The following is a 24,883-nucleotide window of genomic DNA, read 5'->3' on the forward strand; positions in this document are numbered from 1 at the left end:
GGGACACCGGGTCACCCTGGCGGGAACCCCCTGAGCACGGGAGGCGCGTTACGTCGGTCGGCGCAGCGGATTCACCCGTACGGGAACGGTCGTCCGCACACGACGAGGCCCGTACGGAATCGCTTCCGTACGGGCCTCGGGAGGAGCGGGCGGGCTCGTTGTTACAGGCTCGCCGCCTCCGACAGGTCACGCTTGATCGCGGCGAGGATCTCGGCGCCCTTCGCGCGGGCCGTCACCAGCTCGCTCGCGTCGGCGACCGGGACCACGACCTCCAGGTAGCACTTGAGCTTGGGCTCCGTGCCGGACGGGCGGACGATCACCCGGGCCTTGTGCTCGCCCTCCAGGTAGTAGCGCAGACCGTCCGTCGGGGGCAGCGACTCCGTGCCCTTCGTCAGGTCCTCCGCCGTCGTCACCGTCAGACCCGCGAGGTGGACCGGCGGCCGCTCGCGCAGCGTGCTCATCGCGTTCGCGATGATGCTCAGGTCCTCCACGCGCACCGACAGCTGGTCCGTGGCGTGCAGCCCGTGGGCCACCGCCAGGTCGTCGAGCAGGTCGGTCAGCGTACGGTTCTGCTCCTTGAGCACCGAGGCCAGCTCCGCGACGAGCAGCGCCGCCGTGATGCCGTCCTTGTCGCGGACGCCCTCGGGGTCGACGCAGTAGCCGAGCGCCTCCTCGTAGCCGTACCGCAGGCCGTCCACGCGGGCGATCCACTTGAAGCCGGTCAGCGTCTCCTCGTACCCGACGCCGGCGGCCTCGGCGATGCGGCCGAGCAGCGAGGACGACACGATCGACTCGGCGAACACGCCCCGGGCCCCCTTGTGCACGAGGTGCGCGGCGAGCAGCGCGCCCACCTCGTCCCCGCGCAGCATCCGCCAGCCGCCCTCGACCGAGGCGTCCGGCACGGCGACGGCGCAGCGGTCGGCGTCCGGGTCGTTGGCGATCACGATGTCCGGGTCCACGGCGCGGGCCGCCTCGAAGGCGAGGTCCATCGCGCCCGGCTCCTCCGGGTTCGGGAAGGCGACCGTCGGGAACGCCGGGTCCGGCTCGGCCTGGGCGGCGACGAGCGCGGGCGGCGGGAAGCCGGCGCGGGCGAAGGCGGCCGTGACGACGTCCTTGCCGACGCCGTGCATGGCCGTGTAGACGGTCCGGGCGGTACGGGGGGAGCCGGGGGTCAGGACGGCGTCCGTACGGGCCAGGTAGGCGTCCAGGACCTCGTCACCGAGGGTCTCCCAGCCGGTCTCCGGGCGCGGCACGTCGTGCAGCGAGCGGACCGCGTCGATCTCGGCGGCGATCTCGGCGTCGGCGGGCGGCACGATCTGCGAACCGTCGCCCAGGTAGACCTTGTAGCCGTTGTCGCGCGGCGGGTTGTGGCTGGCGGTCACCTCGACACCGGCGACGGCGCCCAGATGCCTTATGGCGTACGCGAGGACGGGCGTCGGCAGCGGGCGCGGGAGCACGGCGGCGCGGAGTCCGGCGCCGATCATCACGGCGGCGGTGTCGCGGGCGAAGTCGGCGGACTTGTAGCGCGCGTCGTAGCCGATGACGACGAGGCCTCCCTCCTCGCCCTTCGCCTTGAGGTACGCGGCGAGGCCCGCGGCGGCGCGGATGACGACCGAGCGGTTCATCCGCATGGGCCCGGCGCCGATCTCGCCGCGGAGGCCGGCGGTGCCGAACTGGAGCGTGCCGGCGAAGCGGGCGGCGAGCTCGTCGCTCGGGCCGCCCTCGATGAGCTTCGCGAGCTCCTCGCGGGTCTCCGGATCGGGGTCCTCGGCGAGCCAGGCCTGGGCCCGGGCGAGGAGGTCGTCCTGCGTCACGGTGTGCCTTTCGGGTGTGCGGGTGGGGAGGGCGCGGGGTGGGTGGGTGCGGGGCGCGGGTGGGTGGGTGCCCGCTGCGCGGAGCCTTCCCCCACCCCGCCCCTTCCCGAAACCGGGGCTCCGCCCCGAACCCCGCGCCTCAAACGCCGGCGAGGCTGGCTGGCCCCGCCGTACCTCAGATGCGGTCGAGGACCCGCGTGAGCAGCTCGCCCATCCGGGCCGCCGAGTCGCGGCCGGCCTGGAGGACCTCCTCATGGTTCAGCGGCTCGCCCGAGAGGCCCGCGGCCAGGTTGGTGACCAGGGAGATGCCCAGGACCTCGGCGCCCGCCTCGCGGGCCGCGATGGCCTCCAGGACGGTGGACATGCCGACCAGGTCGCCGCCCATGACGCGGACCATGTTGATCTCGGCCGGGGTCTCGTAGTGCGGGCCGGGGAACTGCACGTAGACGCCCTCTTCGAGGGTCTCGTCGATCTCCTTGCACAGGGCGCGCAGGCGCGGCGAGTAGAGGTCGGTGAGGTCCACGAAGTTCGCGCCGACGATCGGCGAGGCGGCCGTCAGGTTGAGGTGGTCGCTGATCAGGACCGGCTGGCCGGGGCGCATGCCCTCGCGCAGACCACCGCAGCCGTTGGTCAGGACGACGGTCTTGCAGCCGGCGGCGACGGCGGTGCGCACACCGTGGGCGACGGAGGCGACGCCCCGGCCCTCGTAGAAGTGGGTGCGGCCCAGGAAGACCAGGACGTGCTTGGCGCCGATCTTGTACGAGCGGACCTTGCCGCCGTGTCCCTCGACGGCGGGCGGCGGGAAGCCGGGCAGCTCGGTCACGGGGAACTCGGCCTCCGGAGCGCCGAGCGCGTCGACGGCCGGCGCCCAGCCGGAGCCCATGACGAGGGCCACGTCGTGCGTCTCGATTCCGGTCAGCTCGCGAAGTCGCGCGGCAGCGGCCTCGGCGGCCTCGTACGGGGTGGCAGTTGCGTTCACTGACTCTCTCGCCTCGGGGAGGGGGGGTCCGAGGGGAGCCCCGGACGGATTTCGTACCCGCAGAAGCCTAGCCCGAGAATTCCTACGCGCGTAGATGACGATGCTGACGGACATGCGATCGTTGTCTTGTCGTTTCCGACGAATGGGCTAGTGGCCACCCCGATGGGCTTCCCCCGCCGCCCTCAGCACGGGCGCTTGCGCAGCTCCATCACATAGTCGTGCGGGGCTCCCGCCGACTCCGCCGCGTCGGCCACCTCGCCCAGGTAGCGCGCGGACGGCAGCCCGCCCTCGTACGCGTTCAGGACGTACACCCAGGCCGGCTCCTCGCCGTCCAGGGTGTGCACGCGGAGCCGCATCCGCCGGTAGATGTCGAGGTTGACGCCCTCCCAGCGGTCCATGGAGTCCTCGTCCATGGGCGCGATGTCGTACAGCGCGACGAAGACCTGGGAACGCGGCGCCTCGACGATGGTGGCAAGCGCGCCCTCCCAGCCCATCTGCTCGCCGCCGAAGGTCAGCCGCCAGCCGTTGAGCCAGCCGGTGCCGCGCAGCGGGGAGTGCGGGGCGCGGCGGGTCATGAGCCGCGCGTCGAGGTTGCCGGCGTACGCGGCGTAGAGCGACATGGGATCGAGGGTACGGGAGGGGAGCGGGTGTCCGCGGAAGTGCGAGGTGGGGCCGATCGGTGGCCCCGGCGCGAGTCCGCCTCCCGCGTACGGGACAATGGGGTACGCACTTGAAGCGTGCGGGACAATGGCGTACGCACTGCAGCCCAGCGGGGGACCCCCCGGCAGAACGAGAGCGCGAGGCGTAGATCCCAGTGACCCGGATCGTGATCATCGGCGGCGGACCCGGCGGATACGAGGCTGCCCTGGTGGGGGCCCAACTCGGCGCGGAGGTGACCGTCGTCGACTGCGACGGGCTCGGCGGCGCGTCCGTCCTCACCGACTGCGTCCCCTCGAAGACCCTCATCGCGACGGCCGAGGTGATGACGACCTTCGACTCCTCGTACGAGGAGCTGGGCATCATCGTCGCCGACGACACCCCGCACGTGGAGCAGGCCGCCCGCGTCGTCGGCGTCGACCTCGGCAAGGTCAACCGCCGGGTGAAGCGCCTCGCGCTCGCCCAGTCCCACGACATCACCGCCTCCGTCACCCGGGCCGGCGCCCGGGTGCTGCGCGGGCGCGGCCGGCTCTCCGGCCGTCAGGCCATGGACGGCTCCCGTCAGGTGATCGTGACGGCCGCCGACGGTTCCGAGGAGGCGCTGACCGCCGACGCCGTCCTCATCGCGACCGGTGGCCACCCGCGCGAGCTGCCCGACGCCCAGCCGGACGGCGAGCGGATCCTCAACTGGACCCAGGTCTACGACCTCAAGGAGCTCCCCGAGGAGCTCATCGTGGTCGGCTCCGGTGTCACCGGCGCCGAGTTCGCCGGCGCCTACCAGGCGCTCGGCTCGCGGGTCACCCTCGTGTCGAGCCGCGACCGCGTGCTCCCCGGCGAGGACCCGGACGCCGCCGCCGTCCTGGAGGACGTCTTCCGCCGCCGCGGCATGAACGTCATGGCCCGCTCGCGCGCCGAGTCCGCCAAGCGGGTCGGCGACCGGGTCGAGGTCACCCTCTCCGACGGCCGGGTCATCTCCGGCACCCACTGCCTGATGGCCGTCGGAGCCATCCCGAACTCGGCCGGAATGGGTCTGGAGGAGGCCGGGGTCCGGCTCAAGGACTCCGGGCACATCTGGACGGACAAGGTCTCCCGTACCTCCGCCCCCGGCGTCTACGCGGCCGGTGACGTCACCGGCGTCTTCGCGCTCGCCTCGGTGGCGGCCATGCAGGGCCGGATCGCGATGTACCACTTCCTCGGCGACGCGGTGGCCCCGCTGAACCTGAAGACGGTCTCCTCGAACGTCTTCACCGACCCCGAGATCGCCACCGTCGGCTACACGCAGGCCGACGTGGACGCGGGCAAGATCGACGCCCGGGTCGTCAAGCTGCCGCTGCTGCGCAACCCGCGCGCCAAGATGCAGGGCATCCGGGACGGCTTCGTCAAGATCTTCTGCCGTCCGGGCACCGGGATCGTGGTCGGCGGCTGTGTCGTCGCCCCCAAGGCGAGCGAGCTGATCCACCCGATCTCGATCGCGGTCGACAACAATCTGACGGTCGAACAGATCGCAAACGCTTTCACCGTGTACCCCTCCCTGTCGGGCTCGATCGCGGAAGTGGCACGGCAGTTGCACACCCGAAAGGCGACGGGCGAGGCCTGATCACCCGCCGATCACCCCTCCCGCCTGGGGGGATCTGGACAACCCCCGGCAAGGCGGGGCATAGAACGATCAACGACGGGGCCTCCCATACCACTTGGAGGCCCCGTCTGTGCGTATCTTCTGCAATTCGGCGCATAGTGCTGAAAAGTTCCGGCCGCGCAGGTTACTGTCAGTTTCGTGTTCGCTGCAGAACGTCGTCAGTTGATCCTCGAAATGGTGCGCGCCAACGGAGCCGTGTCGCTCCGGGAGCTCGCCCGCGTCGTCCAGACCTCAGAAGTGACCGTACGACGAGACGTACGGGCCCTTGAGGCAGAAGGACTCCTCGACCGCCGGCACGGCGGTGCGGTACTGCCGGGCGGCTTCACGCGAGAATCCGGCTTCCCGCAGAAATCCCATCTCGCCACCGCGGAGAAGACGGCCATCGCCGACGTCGCCGCGAGCCTCGTCGAAGAGGGCGAGGCCATCGTCGTCGGTGCGGGGACGACCACGCAAGAGCTCGCGCGCCGGCTCGCCCGCGTGCCCGGTCTGACCGTGGTCACCAACTCCCTGCTCGTCGCCCAGGCCCTCGCCCACGCCAACCGGGTCGAGGTCGTCATGACCGGCGGCACGCTGCGCGGCTCCAACTACGCGCTGGTGGGCAGCGGGGCCGAGCAGTCCCTCCAGGGGCTGCGGGTCTCCCGGGCCTTCCTCTCCGGCAGCGGTCTGACCGCCGAGCGCGGGCTCTCCACGTCGAACATGCTCTCCGCGAGCGTGGACCGGGCGCTGGTGCAGGCGGCCGCCGAGGTCGTGGTCCTCGCCGACCACACCAAGCTCGGCACCGACACCATGTTCCAGACGGTGCCCACGGACGTGATCACCCGTCTCGTCACCGACGAGCCCCCCGCGCACGACGACCGGGCCGCGACGGAGCTCCAGGCGCTGGCCGACCAGGGCGTGCAGATCGCCGTGGCCGGCACCGGCGCGGGCGGTGACCACCAGGTCCCCCCGCCCGGACGCCCCCGCCGCGACGTCCCCCTCCCGGGACAGCGGGCCGCCCACCCGGGTGGCCGGCTCCGCAGCGCGGGCGGGGCACTGACCGGTGAGGTGCTCGCCCCCGAGCGCGCGGCGCGGGTGGCGGACATGCGGCGGCGCTGAGGCTCGTACGAAGGCTCGGTTCAGGGGTCCCTCCCCCAGGGGGCCCACCGGGTGCGCCGGGGCCGTACTACCGGCTCACGGCTTCAGGCCCCGTACGGTCAGGGCCAGCAGGCGGTCGGCCAACTCCGGGTCCTCCGGGGACTGTTCCGCCGCCAGGGCGATCGCGTTGGCCAGCCGCATCAGATCGCCGATCGACACCTCGTCACGTACCGTCCCCGCCCTCTGGGCCCGGGACAGCAGGGCCTCGCCCGCCGCGTGCAACGGGACACCGCACTGCGCCAGCGCCGAACGCGCGTCCCGAGAACCCGACATGGCGGGCATCAACGCCCGGGACAACCCCCGGTACTCACTCGCATGAGTGATCAGGCAGCGCAACCACTCCACGAGCGCCGGGCACGGCTCCTCCGCCCCCGCCAACTCCTCGCCACGCTGCACCAGCGCGGCGAGAGCCTCCTGGAAGACCGCGTTGATCAGCGCCTCCCGGGTGGGGAAGTGCCGGTACAGCGTGCCGATGCCCACCCCCGCACGGCGCGCCACGTCCTCGAGGGAGGCGTCGGTGCCGTGCTCGGCGAAGGCGGCGCGGGCCTCGGTCAGCAGCCGTTCGTGGTTGCGGCGCGCGTCGGCACGCATGCGGTCATCCCTCCGGATACGGGCGAAGGGCCCACCGGCGGTGTGCCTGCGGGCCCTTCGTACAGCGGGTGTGCGGTCAGTCCTTGATCTCGCAGATCGCGGCGCCGGACGTGAGGGAGGCGCCCACCTCGGCGACAAGACCCTTCACCGTGCCGGAACGGTGCGCGTTCAGCGGCTGCTCCATCTTCATGGCCTCCAGGACGACGATCAGGTCGCCTTCCTTGACCTCCTGGCCCTCCTCGACGGCCACCTTGACGATGGTGCCCTGCATCGGGGAGGCCAGGGTGTCGCCGGAGGCCGTCGGGCCCGACTTCTTCGCGGCGCGGCGCTTCGGCTTGGCACCGGCGGCCAGGCCGGTACGGGCCAGGGTCATGCCCAGCGACGAAGGCAGCGAGACCTCCAGGCGCTTGCCGCCGACCTCGACGACGATGGTCTCGCGGCCGGTCTCGTCCTCGTCGGCTTCGGTGCCGGCGGGGGCGAAGGGCTTGATCTGGTTGTCGAACTCGGTCTCGATCCAGCGGGTGTGGACCGTGAACGGGTCGGCGGTGAAGGCGGGGTCGACCACGACGGCCTGGTGGAACGGGATGGCGGTGGCCATGCCCTCGATCTTGAACTCCGCAAGGGCGCGGGCCGCGCGCTGCAGGGCCTGCTCGCGGGTGGCGCCGGTGACGATCAGTTTGGCGAGGAGCGAGTCCCAGGCCGGGCCGATGACCGAGCCGGACTCCACGCCCGCGTCCAGGCGGACACCCGGGCCGGACGGCGGCGCGAAGGTGGTGACGGTGCCGGGGGCGGGGAGGAAGTTGCGGCCCGGGTCCTCGCCGTTGATGCGGAACTCGAAGGAGTGGCCGCGCATCTGCGGGTCGTCGTAGCCGAGTTCCTCGCCGTCGGCGATCCGGAACATCTCCCGCACGAGGTCGATGCCGGTGACCTCTTCGGTGACCGGGTGCTCGACCTGGAGGCGGGTGTTGACCTCGAGGAAGGAGATCGTGCCGTCCATGCCGACGAGGAACTCGACCGTGCCGGCGCCGACGTAGCCGGCCTCCTTCAGGATCGCCTTCGACGCCGCGTACAGCTGCTCGTTCTGCGCCTCGGTGAGGAACGGCGCGGGGGCCTCCTCGACCAGCTTCTGGTGCCGGCGCTGCAGCGAGCAGTCACGGGTGGAGACGACGACCACGTTGCCGTGGGTGTCGGCCAGGCACTGGGTCTCGACGTGGCGGGGCTTGTCGAGGTAGCGCTCGACGAAGCACTCGCCCCGGCCGAAGGCCGCGACGGCCTCGCGGACGGCGGAGTCGTAGAGCTCGGGGACCTCTTCGAGGGTGCGGGCGACCTTCAGGCCGCGGCCGCCGCCGCCGAAGGCGGCCTTGATCGCGATCGGCAGGCCGTGCTCCTCGGCGAAGGCGACGACCTCGTCCGCGCCGGAGACCGGGTCGGGGGTGCCGGCGACCAGCGGGGCGCCGGCGCGCTGGGCGATGTGCCGGGCGGCGACCTTGTCACCGAGGTCCCGGATCGCCTGCGGCGGCGGGCCGATCCAGGTCAGACCGGCGTCCAGGACCGCCTGCGCGAAGTCGGCGTTCTCGGAGAGGAACCCGTACCCGGGGTGGATCGCGTCCGCCCCGGAGTCCTTCGCCGCCGCGAGCACCTTGGCCATGTCCAGATAGCTGGCGGCCGGGGTGTCACCGCCCAGGGCGAACGCCTCGTCGGCCGCGCGGACGTGCAGAGCGTCCCGGTCCGGCTCGGCGTAGACGGCCACACTCGCGATCCCCGCGTCCCGGCACGCCCGGGCCACACGGACTGCGATTTCGCCACGGTTGGCGATGAGCACCTTGCGCACGATGGCTCCCTCCTTGAAAACAAGCTGAGTTTAGGGACTACCGACACGGCCTTTCGACCCGTCCCCAGTGGTGAGCTTGCCCACACGGAGCGTGATACGAGGCGTTCGGGGTCATGAAATCCCTTGCCGTACCACGGTACGCAGGACTCCTCTACGGCACAGTAGCTCCGAGGTGTGGCACAGGTCTCTGTTCGGGCGACCAGTCGCCGATCAGGTTTCTTTGTGGAGTCCCTACGAATGGCGCAATGATTCTTTGCCCTGGGAACGTCCGTCGCCGACCCTTGTCCGCGGGTTTACCCGGCAGTAGCCTTCGCGCAGTCGTTCGTACTGTCGGTAACAGCCGTATACAGGGGGTGGCCGAAGTGGCCCGCAGACCGATAGCGCTCGTGACGGCGGGGGTGCTGTTCCTGGAGGCGCCGGCCATCGTCGGGCTCAACGCCGTCATGGCCCGTTTCGTCGAGGCCCAGTCGATGTCCCTGGACGGACTCGACCCCGACCACATGGTGACCGGAACGTGGGTGCTCGGCATCGTCTCCGGGCTGCTGCTCGCGCTCTGCGCCACCGTCGCGCTGATCGCCGGCATCCGCGACCGGCGCCCGGGGCGGGCGGGCCGGGCCCTGCTCGTCGGCTGCGCGGTCGTGCACGGGCTGCTCGGCGCCGTGACGGTCGGTCTGATCGGCTGGGGCGCCTTCGCGTTCATGACCGTGGTGCTCGGCCTGATCGTGCTGACCCTTGTGGCGTACGGCAAGGGCGCCGACACCCCCGAAGGGGCACCGGCGCCCGCGTGATCGGCGTACGTCCCGTCGTCAGTGCCACAGGTCCGTGATCGAGACCCCCAGCTTGCCGAGCAGCCTGCGCAGCAGCGGCAGGGACAGGCCGATCACGTTGCCCGGGTCGCCGTCGATGCCGTCGATGAACGGTGCCGAACGGCCGTCCAGGGTGAACGCGCCCGCCACGTGGAGCGGTTCGCCGCTCGCCACGTACGCGGCGACCTCGGCGTCGGTCGGCTCGCCGAAGCGGACCACGGTCGAGGCGGTCGCCGACTCGTAGCGCTTGGCGGCCGTGTCGTAGACGCAGTGCCCGGTCTGGAGGATGCCGACGCGGCCCCGCATGTCCTTCCAGCGGGCGGTGGCCTCCTCGGCGTCGGCGGGCTTGCCGAGGGCCTGTCCGTCGAGTTCGAGGACCGAGTCGCAGCCGATGACCAGGGCGCCGAAGACCTCGGGGCGGGCGGCCACGTGGGCGGCCTTGGCCTCGGCGAGCGCGAGGGCCAGCTCGGCGGGGGTCGGGGCGTGGACCTTGTCCTCGTCGACGCCGCTCACGATGACCTCGGGGGCGAGTCCGGCCTGCCGCAGCAGTCCGAGACGGGCGGGCGAGGCGGAGGCGAGCACGACACGGCGGCGATCAGGAGTCATGGGGGAAGCGTAGCCAGTGCGGCCGCTCCCGGTCGCTCCTGGCGGCGACTCGGCGGGCGCCCGTCGCTCAGTGGACGCCGACCACGAACATCGCCACCACCATCGCCAGGGCCAGCAGGATCGACGCGCGACGCAGCATCGCCTGCATGTCGCGCATCTCCTTGGGCGGCTCGTTCTCCGGGTCGGACCACAGCATGCGTCCGATCCTGCTCGTGCGACGGCCGGGACGCCTGAGTACTCGTACTCAAGCGTCCCGGTGCCGAAGAACTAGACGGACTAGTTGATCCCGGGTGACGGGGCGGTGAACACCCCCGCCTCGGCCGAGGTCAGCGCCGCCCGGGCCGCCCGCTCGCCGTCCTCCGGGCCCAGCGGCTCGCGCGTGATCATGAAGCGGTAGTAGAGCGGGGCGGAGACCGCGCGCAGCAGCTCCAGCTCGTCCGTCTCCGGCGGGATCTCGCCGCGCGCCGCGCCCCGCTTCACCACCGGGGCCCACTCCTCCAGGCGGGCCCGGTAGAAGCCGTTCAGTGCCTCGGCGCACTCCTCGTCGCAGGCCGCGGCCGCGATGACCGCACGGAAGACGCCGCCCATCCGGGGGTCGGTGAGCGTCCTGACGACGAGCGCGGCGTTGGCCCGCAGGTCGCCCGCGAGGCTCCCGGTGTCGGCGGCCGGCAGGGACCGCTCGGCCATGTCGCGCAGCAGGTCGGCGACGAGGCCGACGGGGGAGCCCCAGCGCCGGTAGACGGTCGTCTTGCCGACGCCCGCGCTCGCGGCGACGTGGTCCATGTTCAGCGCGTGGAAGCCCGTGGCGGCCAGGGCGTCCTCGGTCGCTTCGAGGACGGCCCGGCGCACCTTCGCGGTACGGCCCCCGGGACGCACGGTGCCGGGCACGGCCGGCTGGCTCTCAGTCAAACGGGTCTCCTGTTCCATTAACGCCTTCGAGTCTGCTACGGTACGGGACATCTTAACGGAATCAGATTCCCATTAAGGGGTCCGCCGATGGTTGCCACCGATGTCCGGTCACAGGCCGGCACCCAGCCCGCCGCCCGTATGGACGGACGGATGCGGCTCGTCCTCCTCGTCCTCCTCGTCGCCCAGTTCATGCTGGCCGTCGACTTCTCGATCCTGAACGTCGCGCTGCCCGTCATCGGCGAAGGACTCGGCTTCTCGCTGGCGAACCTCCAGTGGATCGCCACCGCCTTCGCGCTCGCCGCCGCCGGATTCACCCTCCTCTTCGGGCGCGTCGCCGACCTCGTCGGGCGCCGCCGCCTCTTCCTGGGCGGCATGGCGCTGCTCGGGGTCTCCTCGCTCCTCGGCGGCCTCGCCACCGACCCCGCCCTGCTGATGGCCGCCCGCGTCGCCCAGGGCCTCGCCACCGCCGCCGTCACGCCCGCCGGGCTCTCCCTGCTCACGTCCTCGTTCCCCGAGGGCCCCCTGCGCGCCAAGGCGCTCGGCCTCAACGGCGCGCTCATGTCGGCCGGGTTCACCACCGGCGCGATCCTCGGCGGCGTCCTGACCGAGCTGCTCTCCTGGCGCTGGGCCTTCTTCATCAACGTCCCCGTCGCCCTGGCCGTCCTGCTCGTCGCGCCCGCCGTGCTCCAGGAGAGCCGCCCGGCCGTCCGCCCGCGCCTCGACGTCCCCGGCGCGGTCACCGTCACCGGCGGACTCCTCGCGCTCGTCTACGGCCTCACCACCGAGCCCCTGGCCCTGCCCGTCGGCGTCGCCCTGCTCGTCGCCTTCTGGTTCGTGGAGCGCCGCGCCGCCTCACCCCTCGTACCGGTACGGATCCTCGCCCGCCCCACCGTCATCTGGGGCAACCTCGCCGGGCTCGTCGCCTTCGTCACCGAGACCTCGCTGGTCTTCCTGATGACGCTCTACCTCCAGGACGTCCTGGGCTTCTCGCCGCTCGCCGCCGGCCTGTCCTTCGGCGTGCTCGGGGCGGGCACGGTCATCGGCGGAGTCCTCGCACCGCGCTTCATCGGCCGGTACGGGTCCCGGGCCGCCCTCGTCGCCGGCGGGCTGCTCCAGGCCGTCGCCACGGTCTCCCTCTACGCCCTCGGTGACGACCGGAGCTGGCTCTGGCTGCTCCTCGCCGGCACGTTCGTCGGCGGTGTCGGCAACATGGTCGCCATCGTCGGCTTCATGGTCACCGCCACCTCCGGACTGCCCGACTCCGAGCAGGGCATGGCGACCGGCCTCGCCACGATGACCCAGCAGATCGGCATCACCATGGGCACGCCGATCATGAGCGCCGTCGTCGTCACCTCCGCCACGGTCTTCGACGGCATCGGCCTCGCGGTCCTCGTCAACGCGGGAATCGTCGTGGTGGGCGCGGTCCTCGCCGGGATCTTCCTGCGCCGCACGTGACGGCTCCCCGGGCACACGAAAGGCCGGACCCCGCGGGGGGTCCGGCCTTCGGCATGACGGTCGGGCTACGCCGGCCAGTAGGAGCGCGCCCACGAGCGCGGCCCCGGCCGGGGGCGTACCGAACGGGCGATGCGGGCCGGGTCCGACCAGCCCTCCGGCTCCTCCGGGCCGCTGCCGCCGGCCGCGGAGGCCGCGGCCGTCGCCGCGGCCCGGGCCTGGACCACCGCCAGTGCGGCGGCCAGCTCCTCCGGGGTCGGGTTTCCTCGTACGACCTTGATCATGTCGACTCCCTGAGGCCTAGAGGGGGATGTTGCCGTGCTTCTTCGGAGGAAGGGATTCCCGCTTCGTCCGCAGCTGACGCAGACCCTTGACGATCTGCGGGCGGGTGTCCGACGGCAGGACGACCGCGTCGATGTAGCCGCGCTCGGCCGCCGTGTACGGGTTGAGCAGGGTGTCCTCGTACTCCTGGATGAGCCGCGCGCGCTCGGCGTCCTGGTCCTCGGCCGCCGCGATCGTCCTGCGGTGCAGGATGTTCACCGCGCCCTGCGCGCCCATGACCGCGATCTGCGCGGTCGGCCACGCCAGGTTCAGGTCGGCGCCCAGGTGCTTGGAGCCCATGACGTCGTACGCGCCGCCGAAGGCCTTGCGGGTGATGACGGTGATCAGCGGGACCGTCGCCTCGGCGTACGCGTAGATCAGCTTGGCGCCCCGGCGGATGATGCCGCCGTACTCCTGGTCCACGCCCGGCAGGAAGCCCGGCACGTCGACGAAGGTGATGACCGGGATGTTGAACGCGTCGCAGGTGCGCACGAAGCGCGCGGCCTTCTCGCTCGCGTTGATGTCCAGGCAACCGGCGAACTGCATCGGCTGGTTGGCGACGATGCCGACCGGGAAGCCCTCCACGCGGCCGAAGCCGGTGAGGATGTTCGGCGCGAACAGCGCCTGCGTCTCCAGGAACTCGCCGTCGTCGACGACGTGTTCGATGACGGTGTGCATGTCGTACGGCTGGTTGGCGGAGTCCGGGATCAGGACGTCCAGCTCGCGGTCCTCGTCCGTCGGCTCCGTCTCGGCGACCTCCGGGAAGGCCGGCGGCTCGGAGAGGTTGTTCGACGGCAGGTACGAGAGCAGCGACTTGACGTACTCGATCGCGTCCTTCTCGTCGCCGGCCATGTGGTGCGCCACACCGGACGTGGTGTTGTGCGTGCGCGCGCCGCCCAGCTCCTCGAAGCCGACGTCCTCGCCGGTGACCGTCTTGATGACGTCCGGTCCCGTGATGAACATGTGCGAGGTCTGGTCGACCATCACCGTGAAGTCGGTGATCGCGGGGGAGTAGACCGCGCCGCCCGCGCAGGGGCCGACGACCAGGGAGATCTGCGGAATCACGCCCGAGGCATGGGTGTTCCGGCGGAAGATCTCGCCGTACATGCCGAGGGCCATGACGCCCTCCTGGATCCGCGCGCCGCCCGAGTCGTTGATCCCGACCACCGGGCAGCCCGTCTTCAGCGCGAAGTCCATGACCTTCATGATCTTCTGGCCGAAGACCTCGCCGAGCGCGCCGCCGAAGACCGTGAAGTCCTGCGAGAAGACGGCGACCGGACGGCCGTCGACCGTGCCGTACCCGGTCACCACACCGTCGCCGTACGGACGGGTCTTCTCCAGGCCGAAGTTGGTCGACCGGTGCCGGGCCAGCTCGTCGAGCTCCACGAACGAGCCCTCGTCGAGCAGGAGCGCGATCCGCTCCCGCGCGGTCAGCTTGCCCTTCGCGTGCTGCTTCTCCACCGCCCGCTCGGAACCGGCGTGGGTGGCCTCGTCAATCCGGCGCTGAAGATCCGCGATCTTGCCCGCGGTCGTGTGAATGTCGATCTCTTGCGGCTCTACCGACTCGGACATCGGGATGCGGCTCCCTGCCTGGTCACGGGGGTTCGTTTGCTACGAATGGGCTACTGCTCGGCTACTGACCCGTAGCGTATCGACGGCGATACGGTTCGGCACTGCGGTCTTTGCCACACCTAGTCTGGCTTGCATGACGTCCTCAGATGCCTCAGGAGCGCGGTGGTCCGACCTGGACCGGCCCCCGCTCAACGCCGCCGCGCTGCGCCGCGCGCTCGTCCTCCCCGACGGGCTCTGGACCTCGCTCGACCTGGTCACCACGACCGGCTCCACCAACTCCGACCTGGCCGCGCGCGCCGACGAGCTGCCCGAGGGGGCCGTGCTCGTCGCCGAGGAGCAGACCTCGGGGCGCGGCCGCCTCGACCGCGACTGGGTCTCGCCGCCGCGCGCCGGGCTCTTCCTCTCCGTCCTGCTCAAGCCGGACGTGCCCGTGCACCGCTGGGGCTGGCTCCCGCTGCTCACGGGCGTCGCGGCGGCGACCGGGCTCGCCAAGTCCGCCGGCGTGGACCTTTCCCTCAAGTGGCCGAACGACCTGCTGGTTTCGGTCGGGGGCGAGGAGCGGAAGGCCGGCGGGATCCTCGCCGAGCGGGCGGGCGAGGACGGGGTCGTCGTCGGGATCGGGGTCAACGTGACCCTGAAGGCGGAGGAGCTGCCGGTGCCGGGCGCCGGTTCGCTGCTCCTCGCCGACGCGATCTCCACGGACCGCGACACGCTGCTGCGCTCCGTCCTGCGCTCCCTGGAGCACTGGTACGGGAAGTGGACCGAAGCCGACGGCGACCCGGTCGCCTCGGGGCTCCAGGCCGCGTACGAGGCGGGCTGCTCGACCCTGGGCCGGCACATCCGGGCCGACCTCCCGGGCGAGCGGATGCTGGAGGGCGAGGCGGTCGCCGTGGACGGCGACGGGCGCCTGGTGGTGGCGACCGAGGGCGGCGGCACGGAGGCGGTCGCGGCGGGCGACATCGTCCACGTCCGCGCCTCCGCCTGAGGACGGGCGACCCGGGGGCGGGACGGCGCCGCCCCCGGGAGACCGTTCAACCGCCGGAACGGCGTGAGCTGGCACACACCTGTCGTATCGTGGAGCGCGATCCAGGGCGACAGATCGGCAGGGCAGTGGGCAGGGAAACGGCAGGAGGCGGCCGGTGACCGTCGACGACGCGCACAACGGCGGTGAGGCGGAGCCACCGGCCGAGGCGCAGCCACCGGCTGAGGCGGAGCCGGCGACCGGGGCCGAGCCCACCGGGGGCGAGCCGCCGGCGTACCCCACGCCGCACCACCACGTCGACCACACGGCCGAGCCGACCGACGACCCCCTCGCGATCCGCCTGGAACAGCTCATCCTCGGTGCGGACCGCCGCTACACCCCCTTCCAGGCCGCCCGCACGGCCGGCGTCTCCATGGAGCTCGCCTCCCGCTTCTGGCGCGCCATGGGCTTCGCCGACATCGGCCAGGCCAAGGCGCTCACCGAGGCCGATGTCCTCGCCCTGCGCCGCCTCGCCGGTCTCGTCGAGGCGGGCCTGCTCAGCGAGCCCATGGCCGTCCAGGTCGCCCGGTCCACCGGCCAGACCACCGCCCGGCTCGCCGAGTGGCAGATCGACTCGTTCCTGGAGGGCCTCACCGAGCCGCCCGAACCCGGGATGACGCGTACCGAGGTCACGTACCCCCTGGTCGAGCTGCTCCTGCCCGAGCTGGAGGAGTTCCTGATCTACGTCTGGCGCCGCCAGCTCGCCGCCGCCACCGGCCGCGTCGTGCAGGCCGCCGACGACGAGGAGATGGTCGACCGGCGGCTCGCCGTCGGCTTCGCCGACCTCGTCGGGTTCACCCGGCTGACCCGCCGCCTGGAGGAGGAGGAGCTCGGCGAGCTCGTCGAGGCCTTCGAGACCACCTGCGCCGACCTGGTCGCCGCGCACGGCGGCCGGCTGATCAAGACCCTCGGCGACGAGGTGCTGTACGCCGCCGACGACGCGGGGACCGCCGCCGAGATCGCGCTGCGGCTGATCGAGACGCTCAGTCACGACGAGACGATGCCCGCGCTGCGCGTGGGCATCGCGTTCGGCACGGTGACGACCCGGATGGGCGATGTCTTCGGTACGACGGTGAACCTGGCGAGCCGGCTCACGTCGATAGCGCCGAAGGACACCGTCCTGGTCGACGGGGCGCTCGCCGAGGAGCTGACCCGGACCGGCGAGGCGCCCGTCTCGGAGACGCAGGCGGCCGAGGAGGCGGCCCGCGCCGAGAAGGAGGGCGAGCAGGCGCCGACGTACCGCTTCGCGCTCCAGCCGATGTGGCAGCGCCCGGTGCGCGGTCTCGGTGTCGTGGAGCCCTGGCACCTGACCCGCCGCCCGACCTAGGATCCCGGTGAACAGTCGTTAACCGGGAGGGACGGGCCATGTCCGAGCAGCGCTTTGGTGAATTCGTCGAGGTCCGTAGGCACGAGCACGTCGCCGAGCTGGTCCTCGACCGGCCCAAGGCGATGAACGCGGTCTCCCTGGACATGGCCCGCTCGATCAGCGCGGCCTGCGCGGCGCTCGCGGCGGACGACTCGGTACGGGTGACGGTGCTGACGTCCTCCAACGAGAAGGCCTTCTGCGTCGGCGCCGACCTCAAGGAGCGGAACTCCTTCACGGACGCCCAGATGGTCCAGCAGCGGCCCGTCTCGCGCGGCGCGTACGGCGGCGTGCTCGACCTGCCGATGCCGACCGTCGCCGCCGTGCACGGCTTCGCGCTCGGCGGCGGCTACGAGCTGGCGCTGGCCTGCGACGTGATCGTGGCCGACGCGACGGCCGTGGTCGGGCTGCCCGAGGTGTCGGTGGGCGTGATCCCGGGCGGCGGCGGTACGCAGCTGCTGCCGCGCCGGGTGGGCGCGGCACGCGCGGCCGAACTGGTCTTCACCGCGCGGCGGGTGGAGGCGACGGAGGCGCGCGAGCTCGGCCTCGTCGACGTGCTCGCGGAGGACGCCCGTACGGCCGCCCTGGAGCTGGCCGGCCGGATGGCGGCCAACTCGCCGGTCGGCCTGCGCGCCTCGAAGCGCGCGCTGCGGCTCGGGCAGGGCCTGGACCTGAGGGCGGGCCTGGAGGTCGAGGACGCGGCGTGGCGCTCGGTGGCGTTCTCGGGGGACCGGGCGGAGGGTGTGGCGGCGTTCAACGAGAAGCGCAAGCCGCAGTGGCCGGGGATCTGAGAATCGGCCGAGATGCGCCGATTCGCCCCTGATCCGACCCCGATCCGACCCCGATCCGACCCCGACTGTCACGTTCAGTGATCCTCCACGCGTAAGAACGGACGAAACGTCCCTAAACTGGATGAATGGGAGAGGATGTTCGGCTGCGGGCCGTAGTGGCGCTGGCGCAGGCGATGGCGGCGGCGCACACCCCGCGCGAGTTCTGGCGAGCCGCGGCGCTGGGCGCCCGCGACGGGCTCGGCGGGACCTTCGCCGCACTCTCGGTCTGGGAGCGCGACCACGGCCGGCTCAAGGTGCTCGTGAACGCCGGCGAGCGGGCCGTGGGCGAGGAGGAGTTCCCGGACTCGGAGACGTACCCGGTGCACCAGTTCCCCGAGATCACCGAGTTCCTGCACGCGCAGTGGGCCGGTGGCGGTGAGCCCGACGCCTGGGTGGAGACCGCGGACGACGACGGCGTTCCGACCGGCCGCGTCACGGGTCTGCGCAGACGCGGGCGGGGCTGCTGCGTGGTCGCGCCGGTGGTGCTGCACGGGCGGGCCTGGGGCGAGCTGTACGTGGCGCGGCCGGCCGGTGCGCCGGTCTTCGACCGCGACGACGCGGACTTCGCGGCGGTGCTCGCGGCCGTGGTGGCGGCGGGCATCGCCCAGGCGGAGCGCCTGGAGGAGGTGCGGAAGCTGGCCTTCACCGACCCGCTGACCGGGCTCGCGAACCGGCGCGCGGTCGACACCCGGCTCGACGAGGCGATCGAACGCTACCGGGTGGACGGCTCCGTGGTGAGCCTGGTGGTCTGCGACCTGAACGGCCTCAAGCGCGTCAACGACACCCACGGCCATGCGGTCGGCGACCGTCTCCTCGAGCGCTTCGGCTCGGTGCTCTCCCGGTGCGGGGCGATGCTCCCGGGCGCCCTCTCGGCGCGCCTCGGCGGCGACGAGTTCTGCCTCCTGTCGGTCGGCCCGACGTCGGACGAGGTGGTGGCGGTCGCGGACGAACTCTGCGTGCGGGCCGGCGAACTGGAACTGGGCGAAGGCGTCGCGTGCGGCGTCGCGTCCACGGGCGACCCCATCGGCCCGGTCAAGTCCGCCCGCCGCCTCTTCCGGCTCGCGGACGCGGCCCAGTACCAGGCCAAGGCGGCCCGCTCGGCGAAGCCGGTGGTGGCGGGCCGCGACGGCACGGTCATCCCCCTGGCCGACGCCCCACCCGGGGCCCGCGACCGCAGGCGCTTCCGTGACGCACCGCCGGTGTAGGCCGGGCGTCCGGAGGATCGGGCGCCTTGTGCATCGGGCGTCCGGAACATCGGTAAGGACCTGTCCCCAGGTCGACTAGTGACATGTTGGTCTTCAATCCGTAGGGTGCTGAATATGGATATGCACTCAGTCGTCCTCGGCACGTCCGGCACCACCTTCCAGGACGTCATCGACGTCGCCCGCCACGGTGCGCGCGTCGAGTTGTCGCCCGAGGCCGTGCGGGCGCTCGCCGAGTCCCGTGCCGTCGTCGACGCGCTTGCCGCCAAGCCTGAGCCCGTGTACGGCGTCTCGACCGGGTTCGGGGCGCTCGCCACCCGGCACATCAGCCCCGAACTGCGCGCGCAGCTCCAGCGCAACATCGTCCGCTCGCACGCCGCCGGCATGGGGCCGCGCGTCGAGCGGGAGGTCGTGCGGGCCCTGATGTTCCTGCGGCTCAAGACCGTCGCCTCCGGGCACACGGGCGTCCGGCCCGAGGTCGCGCAGACCATGGCCGACATCCTCAACGCGGGCATCACCCCGGTCGTCCACGAGTACGGCTCCCTCGGCTGCTCCGGCGACCTCGCGCCGCTCTCGCACTGCGCCCTGACCCTGATGGGCGAGGGGGACGCCGAGGGGCCCGACGGTGTCGTGAAGCCCGCCGGTGAGCTGCTCGCCGCCGCTGGGATCCAGGCCGTCGAGCTGCGCGAGAAGGAGGGCCTCGCCCTCCTCAACGGCACCGATGGCATGCTCGGCATGCTGATCATGGCCCTCGCCGACCTCGACACCCTCTACAAGTCGGCCGACATCACCGCGGCCCTCTCCCTCGAAGCCCTCCTCGGCACCGAGAAGGTCCTCGAGCCCGAGCTGCACGCCATCCGCCCCCACCCGGGCCAGGGCGCCTCCGCCGCCAACATGCTCGCCGTGCTCAAGGGCTCCGGGCTCACCGGCCACTTCCAGGAGGAAGAGGCCCCGCGCGTCCAGGACGCGTACTCCGTGCGCTGCGCCCCGCAGGTCGCCGGCGCCGGCCGCGACACCATGGCCCACGCCCGTACCGTCGCCGAGCGCGAGCTCGCCTCCGCCGTCGACAACCCCGTGATCCTCGCCGACGGCCAGGTCCGCTCCAACGGCAACTTCCACGGCGCCCCCGTCGCGTACGTCCTCGACTTCCTCGCGATCGCCGCCGCCGACCTCGGCTCCATCGCCGAGCGCCGTACCGACCGGCTCCTCGACAAGAACCGGTCCCACGGCCTGCCGCCCTTCCTCGCCGACGACGCCGGCGTCGACTCGGGCCTGATGATCGCCCAGTACACCCAGGCCGCCCTGGTCAGCGAGATGAAGCGGCTGGCCGTCCCGGCCTCCGCCGACTCCATCCCGTCCTCCGCGATGCAGGAGGACCACGTCTCCATGGGCTGGTCCGCCGCCCGCAAGCTGCGCACCGCGATCGGCAACCTCAACCGGATCATCGCCGTCGAGCTGTACGCCGCCACCCGCGGCATCGAGCTCCGCCGCGGCCTCACCCCCGCCCCCGCCTCGCAGGCCGCCATCGACGCCCTGCGTGCCGCCGGCGTCGAGGGCCCGGGCCCGGACCGCTTCCTCTCCCCCGACCTGGAGGCCGCCGACGCCTTCGTACGGGAAGGGAAGCTGGTCGCCGCCGTGGAGCCCGTCACCGGGCCGCTGGCGTAACCGGAGCGAAGGAAAGCGAAGGGCCGCCGTCCCCAGCCGGGACGGCGGCCCTTCCGTTACGGCTCGGTACGCGCGCCTCACGGCTCAGTGCGCGCGGCCGCCGCGTCTCATCGCCAGGGCCACGAACCCGGCCCCGACCGCCAGGAAGCCCGTCCCGCCGATCACGTACGGCGTCGTGTTCGGGCCGCCCGTCTCCGCGAGCCGCGGTCCCTCGGCCGTGCGCTCCTGCCCGGCCGCGCCGGTGCGGCCCTCGTCGGTCGCGTTCGCGGACGGGACGAACCAGAGAGCGAAGAGTAGCGCCCCGGCCGTCGTGGCGGTCAGCAGCGGGCGTCGTGCGACGGACACAGAGATTCGATCCCCCTTGCGGAAACCGCGAATTGGCAGCTGCCGACGATGCTAATGAACACAGCGGGTCGGATGAAAGTCGAGCGCCCCGGCGGCCTACGCTCCGTCGTATGAGCACTTCCGAGACATCACGTTATGTACGGCTTCGGGTGGAAGTCGTCCTGGAGATCACCGGCTCCGAGGAGCTGACCGGCGCGGCCGTCGGCCGGATCGACACCGACGAGTTCATGCCGGAGGACGAGCGGGTGCACGCCCGCTCCGCCGTCCGCGAGGACAACGCCGAGGCGCTGGCCTATCTGATCGAACCGTTCGACCTGGTCAGCGAGGTCCCCGGGGTCGAGCTCGTGCAGGCCTCGTGGAGCAGCGAGGAGGTCGACCACGACCCCGATGCCCAGGAGTGGGACCTCGACGAGGAAGATGAGGTGGACGAGGACGAAGACGAGGAAGCGGAAGACACGGAACGGGTCTGACGGGGGCGCGGGGCGACAGCGAGCGCACCCCCTCGAAGCCCCGGTACGGCTTCCGTACCGGGGCTTCGCCCTGTTCGAGACCGCAGACGGGAACCCCCATACGGGAACCGAACGCCTCGTGCGTACGTGTTGATCAGTGGCGTTGCCCACAATCGCCCCGCTCGCGGAACCGGGCAGGGTCTCATGGATGTTCAGACGAGTGTTGGCAGGGATTCGGCGACGATGGAGAAGCGTGTGATGACGGACAGCAAGCGCCGGCGGAGCCTGGCGGCGGCTGCCGCGGTGCTCAGCGGCGTATTGGTGCTCTCGGCGTGCAGCGACGGGGACAAGAACGGCGCGGCCGATCCCTCCAAGTCGGAGCAGTCACAGGCTCAGGTCGACGAGGCCGCGGCCCAGAAGACGTCGAAGGCCCAGATAGCCATCTCGCCGAAGAACGGTGCCACCAACGCGTCGATCAACAACGACGCCAAGGTCTCCGTGACCGACGGCACGCTCACCGAGGTCACGCTCACCACCGCCGAGGGCGACGCCGTCAAGGGCGAGATCGCCGCCGACGGCAAGAGCTGGAAGCCCACCGGGGCCCTCAAGCGCGCCACCGTCTACAAGCTCTCGGCGACGGCCAAGGACGCGGACGGCCTGGAGGCGCACGAGAACTCCTCCTTCACCACCGTCTCGCAGGCCAACAGCTTCATCGGCAACTTCACCCCCGAGGACGGCTCCACCGTCGGCGTGGGCATGCCGGTCTCGATCAACTTCAACAAGGCCATCACCGACAAGGCCGCCGTCCAGGGCGGCATCAAGGTGACATCCAGCACCGGCCAGGAGGTCGTCGGGCACTGGTTCAACTCCCAGCGCCTGGACTTCCGCCCGGACGACTACTGGACCGAGGGCTCGACGGTCACGCTGAAGCTGAACCTCGACGGCGTCGAGGGCGCCAAGGGTGTCTTCGGCGTCCAGCAGAAGACCGTGACCTTCAAGATCGGCCGGAACCAGGTCTCCACCGTCGACGTCGCCACCAAGACGATGACGATCAAGCAGGACGGCAAGACGGTCAAGACCATCCCGATCTCCGCCGGCTCCCCGGAGAACCCGACCTACAACGGTCAGATGGTGATCTCCGAGAAGTTCAAGGAGACCCGGATGAACGGCGCCACCGTCGGCTTCACCGACGACGACGGCAAGGGCGAGTACGACATCAAGGACGTCCCGCACGCCATGCGCCTGTCCACCTCGGGCACGTTCATCCACGGCAACTACTGGGGCCCGGACTCGATCTTCGGCTCCGCCAACACCAGCCACGGCTGCGTGGGCCTGAACGACGTCAAGGGCGCCGGCGACCCGAACCAGATGGCCGCCTGGCTCTACGACCACTCGATCGTCGGCGACGTCGTCATCGTCAAGAACTCCAAGGACAAGACGATCGCCCCGGACAACGGCCTCAACGGCTGGAACATGAGCTGGTCCGCCTGGAAGGCCGGCTCGGCGGTCTGATCCGACCGGTACGCGTACGAGAACGGCGGCTCCCTCCTTGTGGAGGGGGCCGCCGTTCTTCGTATCGCTAGCGGACGGCGGGCTCGTCCACGCCCCACTGCGCGAGCAGCCGCAGGGCGTCCGCCGAGGCCGTCCCCGGCTCCGCGTGGTACGTCACCAGCATGAGATCCGGGTCCGGCCCGGCAACCCTCAGCGACTCGTACTGGAGCGTCATCTCGCCCACCAGCGGATGCCGCAGCCGCTTGCTCCCGTGCCCCTTGTCGGCGACCGTGTGCGCCGCCCACAGCGAGCGGAACTCCTCGCTCCGTACGGACAGTTCGCCCACCAGCTCCAGCAGCGCCGGGTCCTCCGGGTAGCAGCCCGCGTACAGCCGCAGCACGCTCACCGTCTCGGTCGCCTTGCAGTCCCAGTCGAGGTACAGATCGCGGGAGTTCGGGTCGAGGAAGATCATCCGCGCCATGTTCCGCTCGCGCGGCTCCCAGGTCGCGAAGTCGCCGATCAGCGCCCGGGCCATCCGGTTCCAGGCGAGGATGTCGAGGCGCCGGCCGACGACGAAGGCCGGGACGGTCTCCATCGAGTCGAGCAGCTGCCGCAGGCCCGGCCGCACCTGCTGGGGCCGGGCGATCGTCGCCCGGTGGTGCTTCTTCTTCGCCGTCGGCTTCGCGAGGTGCGTCAGATGCGCGCGCTCGGAGTCGGTCAGCCGCAGCGCCCGCGCGATCGAGTCCAGGACCTCCATGGACACATTGCGCCCGTTGCCCTGCTCAAGACGCGTGTAGTACGCGACGGAGACCCCGGCCAGCTGCGCCAGCTCCTCCCGGCGCAGGCCAGGTACGCGGCGGTGGCGGCCGAAGTCCGGCAGGCCCACGTCCTCCGGCTTCAGCCGGGCCCGGCGCGAGCGCAGGAATTCGCTGAGTTCGGCACTGAGATCCATGCGTCCCGATTATCCCAGGCCGGGCGCCCGGGCGGCCAGGTGTTCCTGTCCCTGCCAGTGGTAGGCACGCTGGTCGTAGGCAGAACAGAGGGCTGGGTGGCGGCTCCGTACTTCGGCACGGTGGTGCCATGACCACGAACGCCACGACCACCACCACGGACCTCACCACCGTCGCCGCCTACGCCGCCCCCGCCGCGAACGCGCTGCTGGAGCGCACCACCGTGCCCCGCCGCCCCGTCGGCGCGCACGACGTGCTCATCGAGATCAAGTATGCGGGCATCTGCCACTCCGACATCCACCAGGCCCGTGACGGCTGGGGCGAGGGCATCTTCCCGATGGTGCCGGGCCACGAGATCGCCGGCGTCGTCACCGAGGTCGGCTCCGGCGTCACCCGGCACAAGGTCGGCGACCGCGTCGGCGTCGGCTGCTTCGTCGACTCCTGCCGCGAGTGCGAGTACTGCCTCCAGGGCCTGGAGCAGTACTGCACCGGCGGCGGCATGGTCGGCACGTACAACGCGCTCGGCAAGGACGGCGAGCCGACCTACGGCGGCTACTCCACCCACATCGTCGTCGACGAGAACTACACCCTGCGCATCCCGGACGGCATCGCGCTCGACGAGGCCGCCCCGCTGCTCTGCGCCGGCATCACCCTCTACTCGCCGCTCGCCCACTGGCAGGCGGGCCCCGGCAAGAAGGTCGCGATCGTCGGCCTCGGCGGCCTGGGTCACATGGGCGTCAAGATCGCCCACGCGCTCGGCGCCGAGGTGACCGTGCTCAGCCAGTCGCTGAAGAAGCAGGAGGACGGCCTCAAGCTGGGCGCCGACCACTACTACGCCACCAGCGACCCGGCGACCTTCACCGACCTGGCCGGCAGCTTCGACCTGATCGTCTCCACCGTCTCCGCCCCGCTCGACTTCGGCGCCTACCTCGGGCTGCTCAGGACGGACGGCGCGCTGGTGAACGTCGGCGCCCCCGAGGAGCCGATCGCGCTCAACCTGTTCCAGCTGATGCTCGGCCGCAAGACGCTCGCCGGCTCGGCGATCGGCGGCATCGCCGAGACCCAGGAGATGCTGGACTTCTGCGCCGAGCACGGCCTGGGCGCCGAGATCGAGCTGATCCGCGCCGACCAGATCAACGAGGCGTACGAGCGGGTGCTCGCGAGCGATGTGCGGTACCGCTTCGTGATCGACGTGTCGACGATCTGAGGCCTCAGGGCCTGAGGGCGTGCCGGGGCATGACGTACGAGGTAATCGACCC

Annotated in this window: 24 protein-coding genes; 12 read left to right on the top strand and 12 right to left on the bottom strand. The window is 71.7% G+C overall.

Annotation, left to right across the window (positions count from 1 at the left end; all coding sequences use genetic code 11):
- Window positions 1-161: 161 nt before the first annotated feature.
- The 3 genes from ACWCO8_RS15270 to ACWCO8_RS15280 all read right to left on the bottom strand — a co-directional run bounded on the left by ACWCO8_RS15270 (window position 162) and on the right by ACWCO8_RS15280 (window position 3,413).
- Window positions 162-1,814, bottom strand: coding sequence for a phospho-sugar mutase (locus ACWCO8_RS15270; protein ID WP_451032588.1), 1,653 nt, complete (start codon window positions 1,812-1,814; stop codon window positions 162-164).
- 175 nt (window positions 1,815-1,989) lie between these two features.
- Complete coding sequence (locus ACWCO8_RS15275; RefSeq protein WP_451032589.1) at window positions 1,990-2,793, bottom strand: purine-nucleoside phosphorylase; 804 nt, start codon at window positions 2,791-2,793, stop codon at window positions 1,990-1,992.
- A gap of 182 nt (window positions 2,794-2,975) precedes the next feature.
- On the bottom strand, window positions 2,976-3,413 hold the full coding sequence (locus ACWCO8_RS15280) for a gamma-glutamylcyclotransferase (RefSeq protein ID WP_362017444.1): 438 nt from the start codon (window positions 3,411-3,413) through the stop codon (window positions 2,976-2,978).
- A 194-nt stretch (window positions 3,414-3,607) separates the two neighbouring features.
- On the opposite strand from ACWCO8_RS15280, the gene ACWCO8_RS15285 reads away from it, so the two are divergent.
- On the top strand, window positions 3,608-5,047 hold the full coding sequence (locus ACWCO8_RS15285) for an NAD(P)H-quinone dehydrogenase (RefSeq protein WP_362017442.1): 1,440 nt from the start codon (window positions 3,608-3,610) through the stop codon (window positions 5,045-5,047).
- 213 nt (window positions 5,048-5,260) lie between these two features.
- Entirely contained in the window at window positions 5,261-6,181 is a 921-nt protein-coding gene (locus ACWCO8_RS15290; RefSeq protein ID WP_451032851.1) for a DeoR/GlpR family DNA-binding transcription regulator, read from the top strand.
- 75 nt (window positions 6,182-6,256) lie between these two features.
- Here the strand turns inward: ACWCO8_RS15290 and ACWCO8_RS15295 are convergent, their stop codons facing one another.
- Both ACWCO8_RS15295 and ACWCO8_RS15300 read right to left on the bottom strand, forming a co-directional pair.
- The gene (locus ACWCO8_RS15295; RefSeq protein WP_451032590.1) at window positions 6,257-6,811 is read right to left on the bottom strand and encodes a TetR/AcrR family transcriptional regulator; all 555 of its coding nucleotides are present in this window, start codon (window positions 6,809-6,811) and stop codon (window positions 6,257-6,259) included.
- Window positions 6,812-6,887: 76 nt separating this feature from the next.
- Window positions 6,888-8,642 (bottom strand): acetyl/propionyl/methylcrotonyl-CoA carboxylase subunit alpha, encoded by a 1,755-nt coding sequence (locus ACWCO8_RS15300; RefSeq protein WP_451032591.1) that lies wholly within the window; start codon window positions 8,640-8,642, stop codon window positions 6,888-6,890.
- Window positions 8,643-9,004: 362 nt separating this feature from the next.
- Between ACWCO8_RS15300 and ACWCO8_RS15305 the strand changes: the two genes are divergently transcribed.
- Complete coding sequence (locus tag ACWCO8_RS15305) at window positions 9,005-9,430, top strand: hypothetical protein (RefSeq protein WP_451032592.1); 426 nt, start codon at window positions 9,005-9,007, stop codon at window positions 9,428-9,430.
- A gap of 18 nt (window positions 9,431-9,448) precedes the next feature.
- Here ACWCO8_RS15305 and ACWCO8_RS15310 read toward each other — a convergent pair whose 3' ends face one another.
- The 3 genes from ACWCO8_RS15310 to ACWCO8_RS15320 form a co-directional block, all read right to left on the bottom strand.
- Window positions 9,449-10,054, bottom strand: coding sequence for a nucleoside triphosphate pyrophosphatase (locus tag ACWCO8_RS15310; protein WP_451032593.1), 606 nt, complete (start codon window positions 10,052-10,054; stop codon window positions 9,449-9,451).
- Window positions 10,055-10,121: 67 nt separating this feature from the next.
- Window positions 10,122-10,250: a morphogenic membrane protein MmpB gene (gene mmpB / locus ACWCO8_RS15315; protein WP_361442946.1), complete on the bottom strand. Its 129-nt coding sequence runs from the start codon at window positions 10,248-10,250 to the stop codon at window positions 10,122-10,124.
- 80 nt (window positions 10,251-10,330) lie between these two features.
- Window positions 10,331-10,981 (bottom strand): TetR/AcrR family transcriptional regulator, encoded by a 651-nt coding sequence (locus ACWCO8_RS15320; protein ID WP_451032594.1) that lies wholly within the window; start codon window positions 10,979-10,981, stop codon window positions 10,331-10,333.
- A 69-nt stretch (window positions 10,982-11,050) separates the two neighbouring features.
- On the opposite strand from ACWCO8_RS15320, the gene ACWCO8_RS15325 reads away from it, so the two are divergent.
- Entirely contained in the window at window positions 11,051-12,418 is a 1,368-nt protein-coding gene (locus ACWCO8_RS15325) for an MFS transporter (RefSeq protein WP_451032595.1), read from the top strand.
- A gap of 65 nt (window positions 12,419-12,483) precedes the next feature.
- On the opposite strand, the gene ACWCO8_RS15330 is transcribed toward ACWCO8_RS15325, so the two are convergent.
- Together ACWCO8_RS15330 and ACWCO8_RS15335 are read right to left on the bottom strand one after the other, a co-directional pair.
- Window positions 12,484-12,699, bottom strand: coding sequence for an acyl-CoA carboxylase epsilon subunit (locus ACWCO8_RS15330; protein WP_362014786.1), 216 nt, complete (start codon window positions 12,697-12,699; stop codon window positions 12,484-12,486).
- Window positions 12,700-12,715: 16 nt separating this feature from the next.
- Entirely contained in the window at window positions 12,716-14,308 is a 1,593-nt protein-coding gene (locus ACWCO8_RS15335; protein ID WP_362014784.1) for an acyl-CoA carboxylase subunit beta, read from the bottom strand.
- 133 nt (window positions 14,309-14,441) lie between these two features.
- Between ACWCO8_RS15335 and ACWCO8_RS15340 the strand changes: the two genes are divergently transcribed.
- The 5 genes from ACWCO8_RS15340 (at window position 14,442) to hutH (ending at window position 20,389) form a co-directional block, all read left to right on the top strand.
- Window positions 14,442-15,293: a biotin--[acetyl-CoA-carboxylase] ligase gene (locus ACWCO8_RS15340; RefSeq protein ID WP_451032596.1), complete on the top strand. Its 852-nt coding sequence runs from the start codon at window positions 14,442-14,444 to the stop codon at window positions 15,291-15,293.
- A 154-nt stretch (window positions 15,294-15,447) separates the two neighbouring features.
- A complete protein-coding gene (locus ACWCO8_RS15345; RefSeq protein WP_362014781.1) occupies window positions 15,448-16,656 on the top strand; it encodes an adenylate/guanylate cyclase domain-containing protein in 1,209 nt (402 codons plus the stop codon).
- A 38-nt stretch (window positions 16,657-16,694) separates the two neighbouring features.
- Window positions 16,695-17,483, top strand: a complete 789-nt coding sequence (locus tag ACWCO8_RS15350) for an enoyl-CoA hydratase/isomerase family protein (RefSeq protein ID WP_451032597.1) — start codon at window positions 16,695-16,697, stop codon at window positions 17,481-17,483.
- A gap of 125 nt (window positions 17,484-17,608) precedes the next feature.
- The gene (locus tag ACWCO8_RS15355) at window positions 17,609-18,727 is read left to right on the top strand and encodes a diguanylate cyclase domain-containing protein (protein ID WP_451032598.1); all 1,119 of its coding nucleotides are present in this window, start codon (window positions 17,609-17,611) and stop codon (window positions 18,725-18,727) included.
- Between the two features lie 120 nt (window positions 18,728-18,847).
- A complete protein-coding gene (gene hutH / locus ACWCO8_RS15360; protein ID WP_451032852.1) occupies window positions 18,848-20,389 on the top strand; it encodes a histidine ammonia-lyase in 1,542 nt (513 codons plus the stop codon).
- 84 nt (window positions 20,390-20,473) lie between these two features.
- Here the strand turns inward: hutH and ACWCO8_RS15365 are convergent, their stop codons facing one another.
- Window positions 20,474-20,734, bottom strand: a complete 261-nt coding sequence (locus tag ACWCO8_RS15365) for an LAETG motif-containing sortase-dependent surface protein (RefSeq protein WP_451032599.1) — start codon at window positions 20,732-20,734, stop codon at window positions 20,474-20,476.
- A gap of 110 nt (window positions 20,735-20,844) precedes the next feature.
- Between ACWCO8_RS15365 and ACWCO8_RS15370 the strand changes: the two genes are divergently transcribed.
- Both ACWCO8_RS15370 and ACWCO8_RS15375 read left to right on the top strand, forming a co-directional pair.
- Window positions 20,845-21,204, top strand: a complete 360-nt coding sequence (locus tag ACWCO8_RS15370; protein WP_451032600.1) for a hypothetical protein — start codon at window positions 20,845-20,847, stop codon at window positions 21,202-21,204.
- A 222-nt stretch (window positions 21,205-21,426) separates the two neighbouring features.
- Window positions 21,427-22,695, top strand: coding sequence for a L,D-transpeptidase (locus ACWCO8_RS15375; protein WP_362014773.1), 1,269 nt, complete (start codon window positions 21,427-21,429; stop codon window positions 22,693-22,695).
- A 67-nt stretch (window positions 22,696-22,762) separates the two neighbouring features.
- Here the strand turns inward: ACWCO8_RS15375 and ACWCO8_RS15380 are convergent, their stop codons facing one another.
- Window positions 22,763-23,626, bottom strand: a complete 864-nt coding sequence (locus ACWCO8_RS15380) for a helix-turn-helix domain-containing protein (protein WP_362014771.1) — start codon at window positions 23,624-23,626, stop codon at window positions 22,763-22,765.
- A gap of 128 nt (window positions 23,627-23,754) precedes the next feature.
- Here ACWCO8_RS15380 and ACWCO8_RS15385 point away from each other — a divergent pair, with 128 nt between their 5' ends.
- On the top strand, window positions 23,755-24,831 hold the full coding sequence (locus tag ACWCO8_RS15385) for an NAD(P)-dependent alcohol dehydrogenase (RefSeq protein WP_451032601.1): 1,077 nt from the start codon (window positions 23,755-23,757) through the stop codon (window positions 24,829-24,831).
- Window positions 24,832-24,883 lie beyond the last annotated feature (52 nt).

This window comes from Streptomyces sp. NPDC001927 (genome assembly GCF_053594455.1).

Coding starts and splice junctions, on each gene's coding strand:
- ACWCO8_RS15310 (WP_451032593.1), bottom strand. CDS start 10,054: ATGACTCCTGATCGCCGCCGTGTCGTGCTCGCCTCCGCCTCGCCCGCC.
- ACWCO8_RS15385 (WP_451032601.1), top strand. CDS start 23,755: ATGACCACGAACGCCACGACCACCACCACGGACCTCACCACCGTCGCC.
- ACWCO8_RS15290 (WP_451032851.1), top strand. CDS start 5,261: ATGGTGCGCGCCAACGGAGCCGTGTCGCTCCGGGAGCTCGCCCGCGTC.
- ACWCO8_RS15295 (WP_451032590.1), bottom strand. CDS start 6,811: ATGCGTGCCGACGCGCGCCGCAACCACGAACGGCTGCTGACCGAGGCC.
- hutH (WP_451032852.1), top strand. CDS start 18,848: ATGCACTCAGTCGTCCTCGGCACGTCCGGCACCACCTTCCAGGACGTC.
- ACWCO8_RS15340 (WP_451032596.1), top strand. CDS start 14,442: ATGACGTCCTCAGATGCCTCAGGAGCGCGGTGGTCCGACCTGGACCGG.
- mmpB (WP_361442946.1), bottom strand. CDS start 10,250: ATGCTGTGGTCCGACCCGGAGAACGAGCCGCCCAAGGAGATGCGCGAC.
- ACWCO8_RS15320 (WP_451032594.1), bottom strand. CDS start 10,981: ATGGAACAGGAGACCCGTTTGACTGAGAGCCAGCCGGCCGTGCCCGGC.
- ACWCO8_RS15280 (WP_362017444.1), bottom strand. CDS start 3,413: ATGTCGCTCTACGCCGCGTACGCCGGCAACCTCGACGCGCGGCTCATG.
- ACWCO8_RS15330 (WP_362014786.1), bottom strand. CDS start 12,699: ATGATCAAGGTCGTACGAGGAAACCCGACCCCGGAGGAGCTGGCCGCC.
- ACWCO8_RS15370 (WP_451032600.1), top strand. CDS start 20,845: ATGAGCACTTCCGAGACATCACGTTATGTACGGCTTCGGGTGGAAGTC.
- ACWCO8_RS15335 (WP_362014784.1), bottom strand. CDS start 14,308: ATGTCCGAGTCGGTAGAGCCGCAAGAGATCGACATTCACACGACCGCG.
- ACWCO8_RS15325 (WP_451032595.1), top strand. CDS start 11,051: ATGGTTGCCACCGATGTCCGGTCACAGGCCGGCACCCAGCCCGCCGCC.
- ACWCO8_RS15375 (WP_362014773.1), top strand. CDS start 21,427: ATGGAGAAGCGTGTGATGACGGACAGCAAGCGCCGGCGGAGCCTGGCG.
- ACWCO8_RS15380 (WP_362014771.1), bottom strand. CDS start 23,626: ATGGATCTCAGTGCCGAACTCAGCGAATTCCTGCGCTCGCGCCGGGCC.
- ACWCO8_RS15355 (WP_451032598.1), top strand. CDS start 17,609: ATGGGAGAGGATGTTCGGCTGCGGGCCGTAGTGGCGCTGGCGCAGGCG.
- ACWCO8_RS15350 (WP_451032597.1), top strand. CDS start 16,695: ATGTCCGAGCAGCGCTTTGGTGAATTCGTCGAGGTCCGTAGGCACGAG.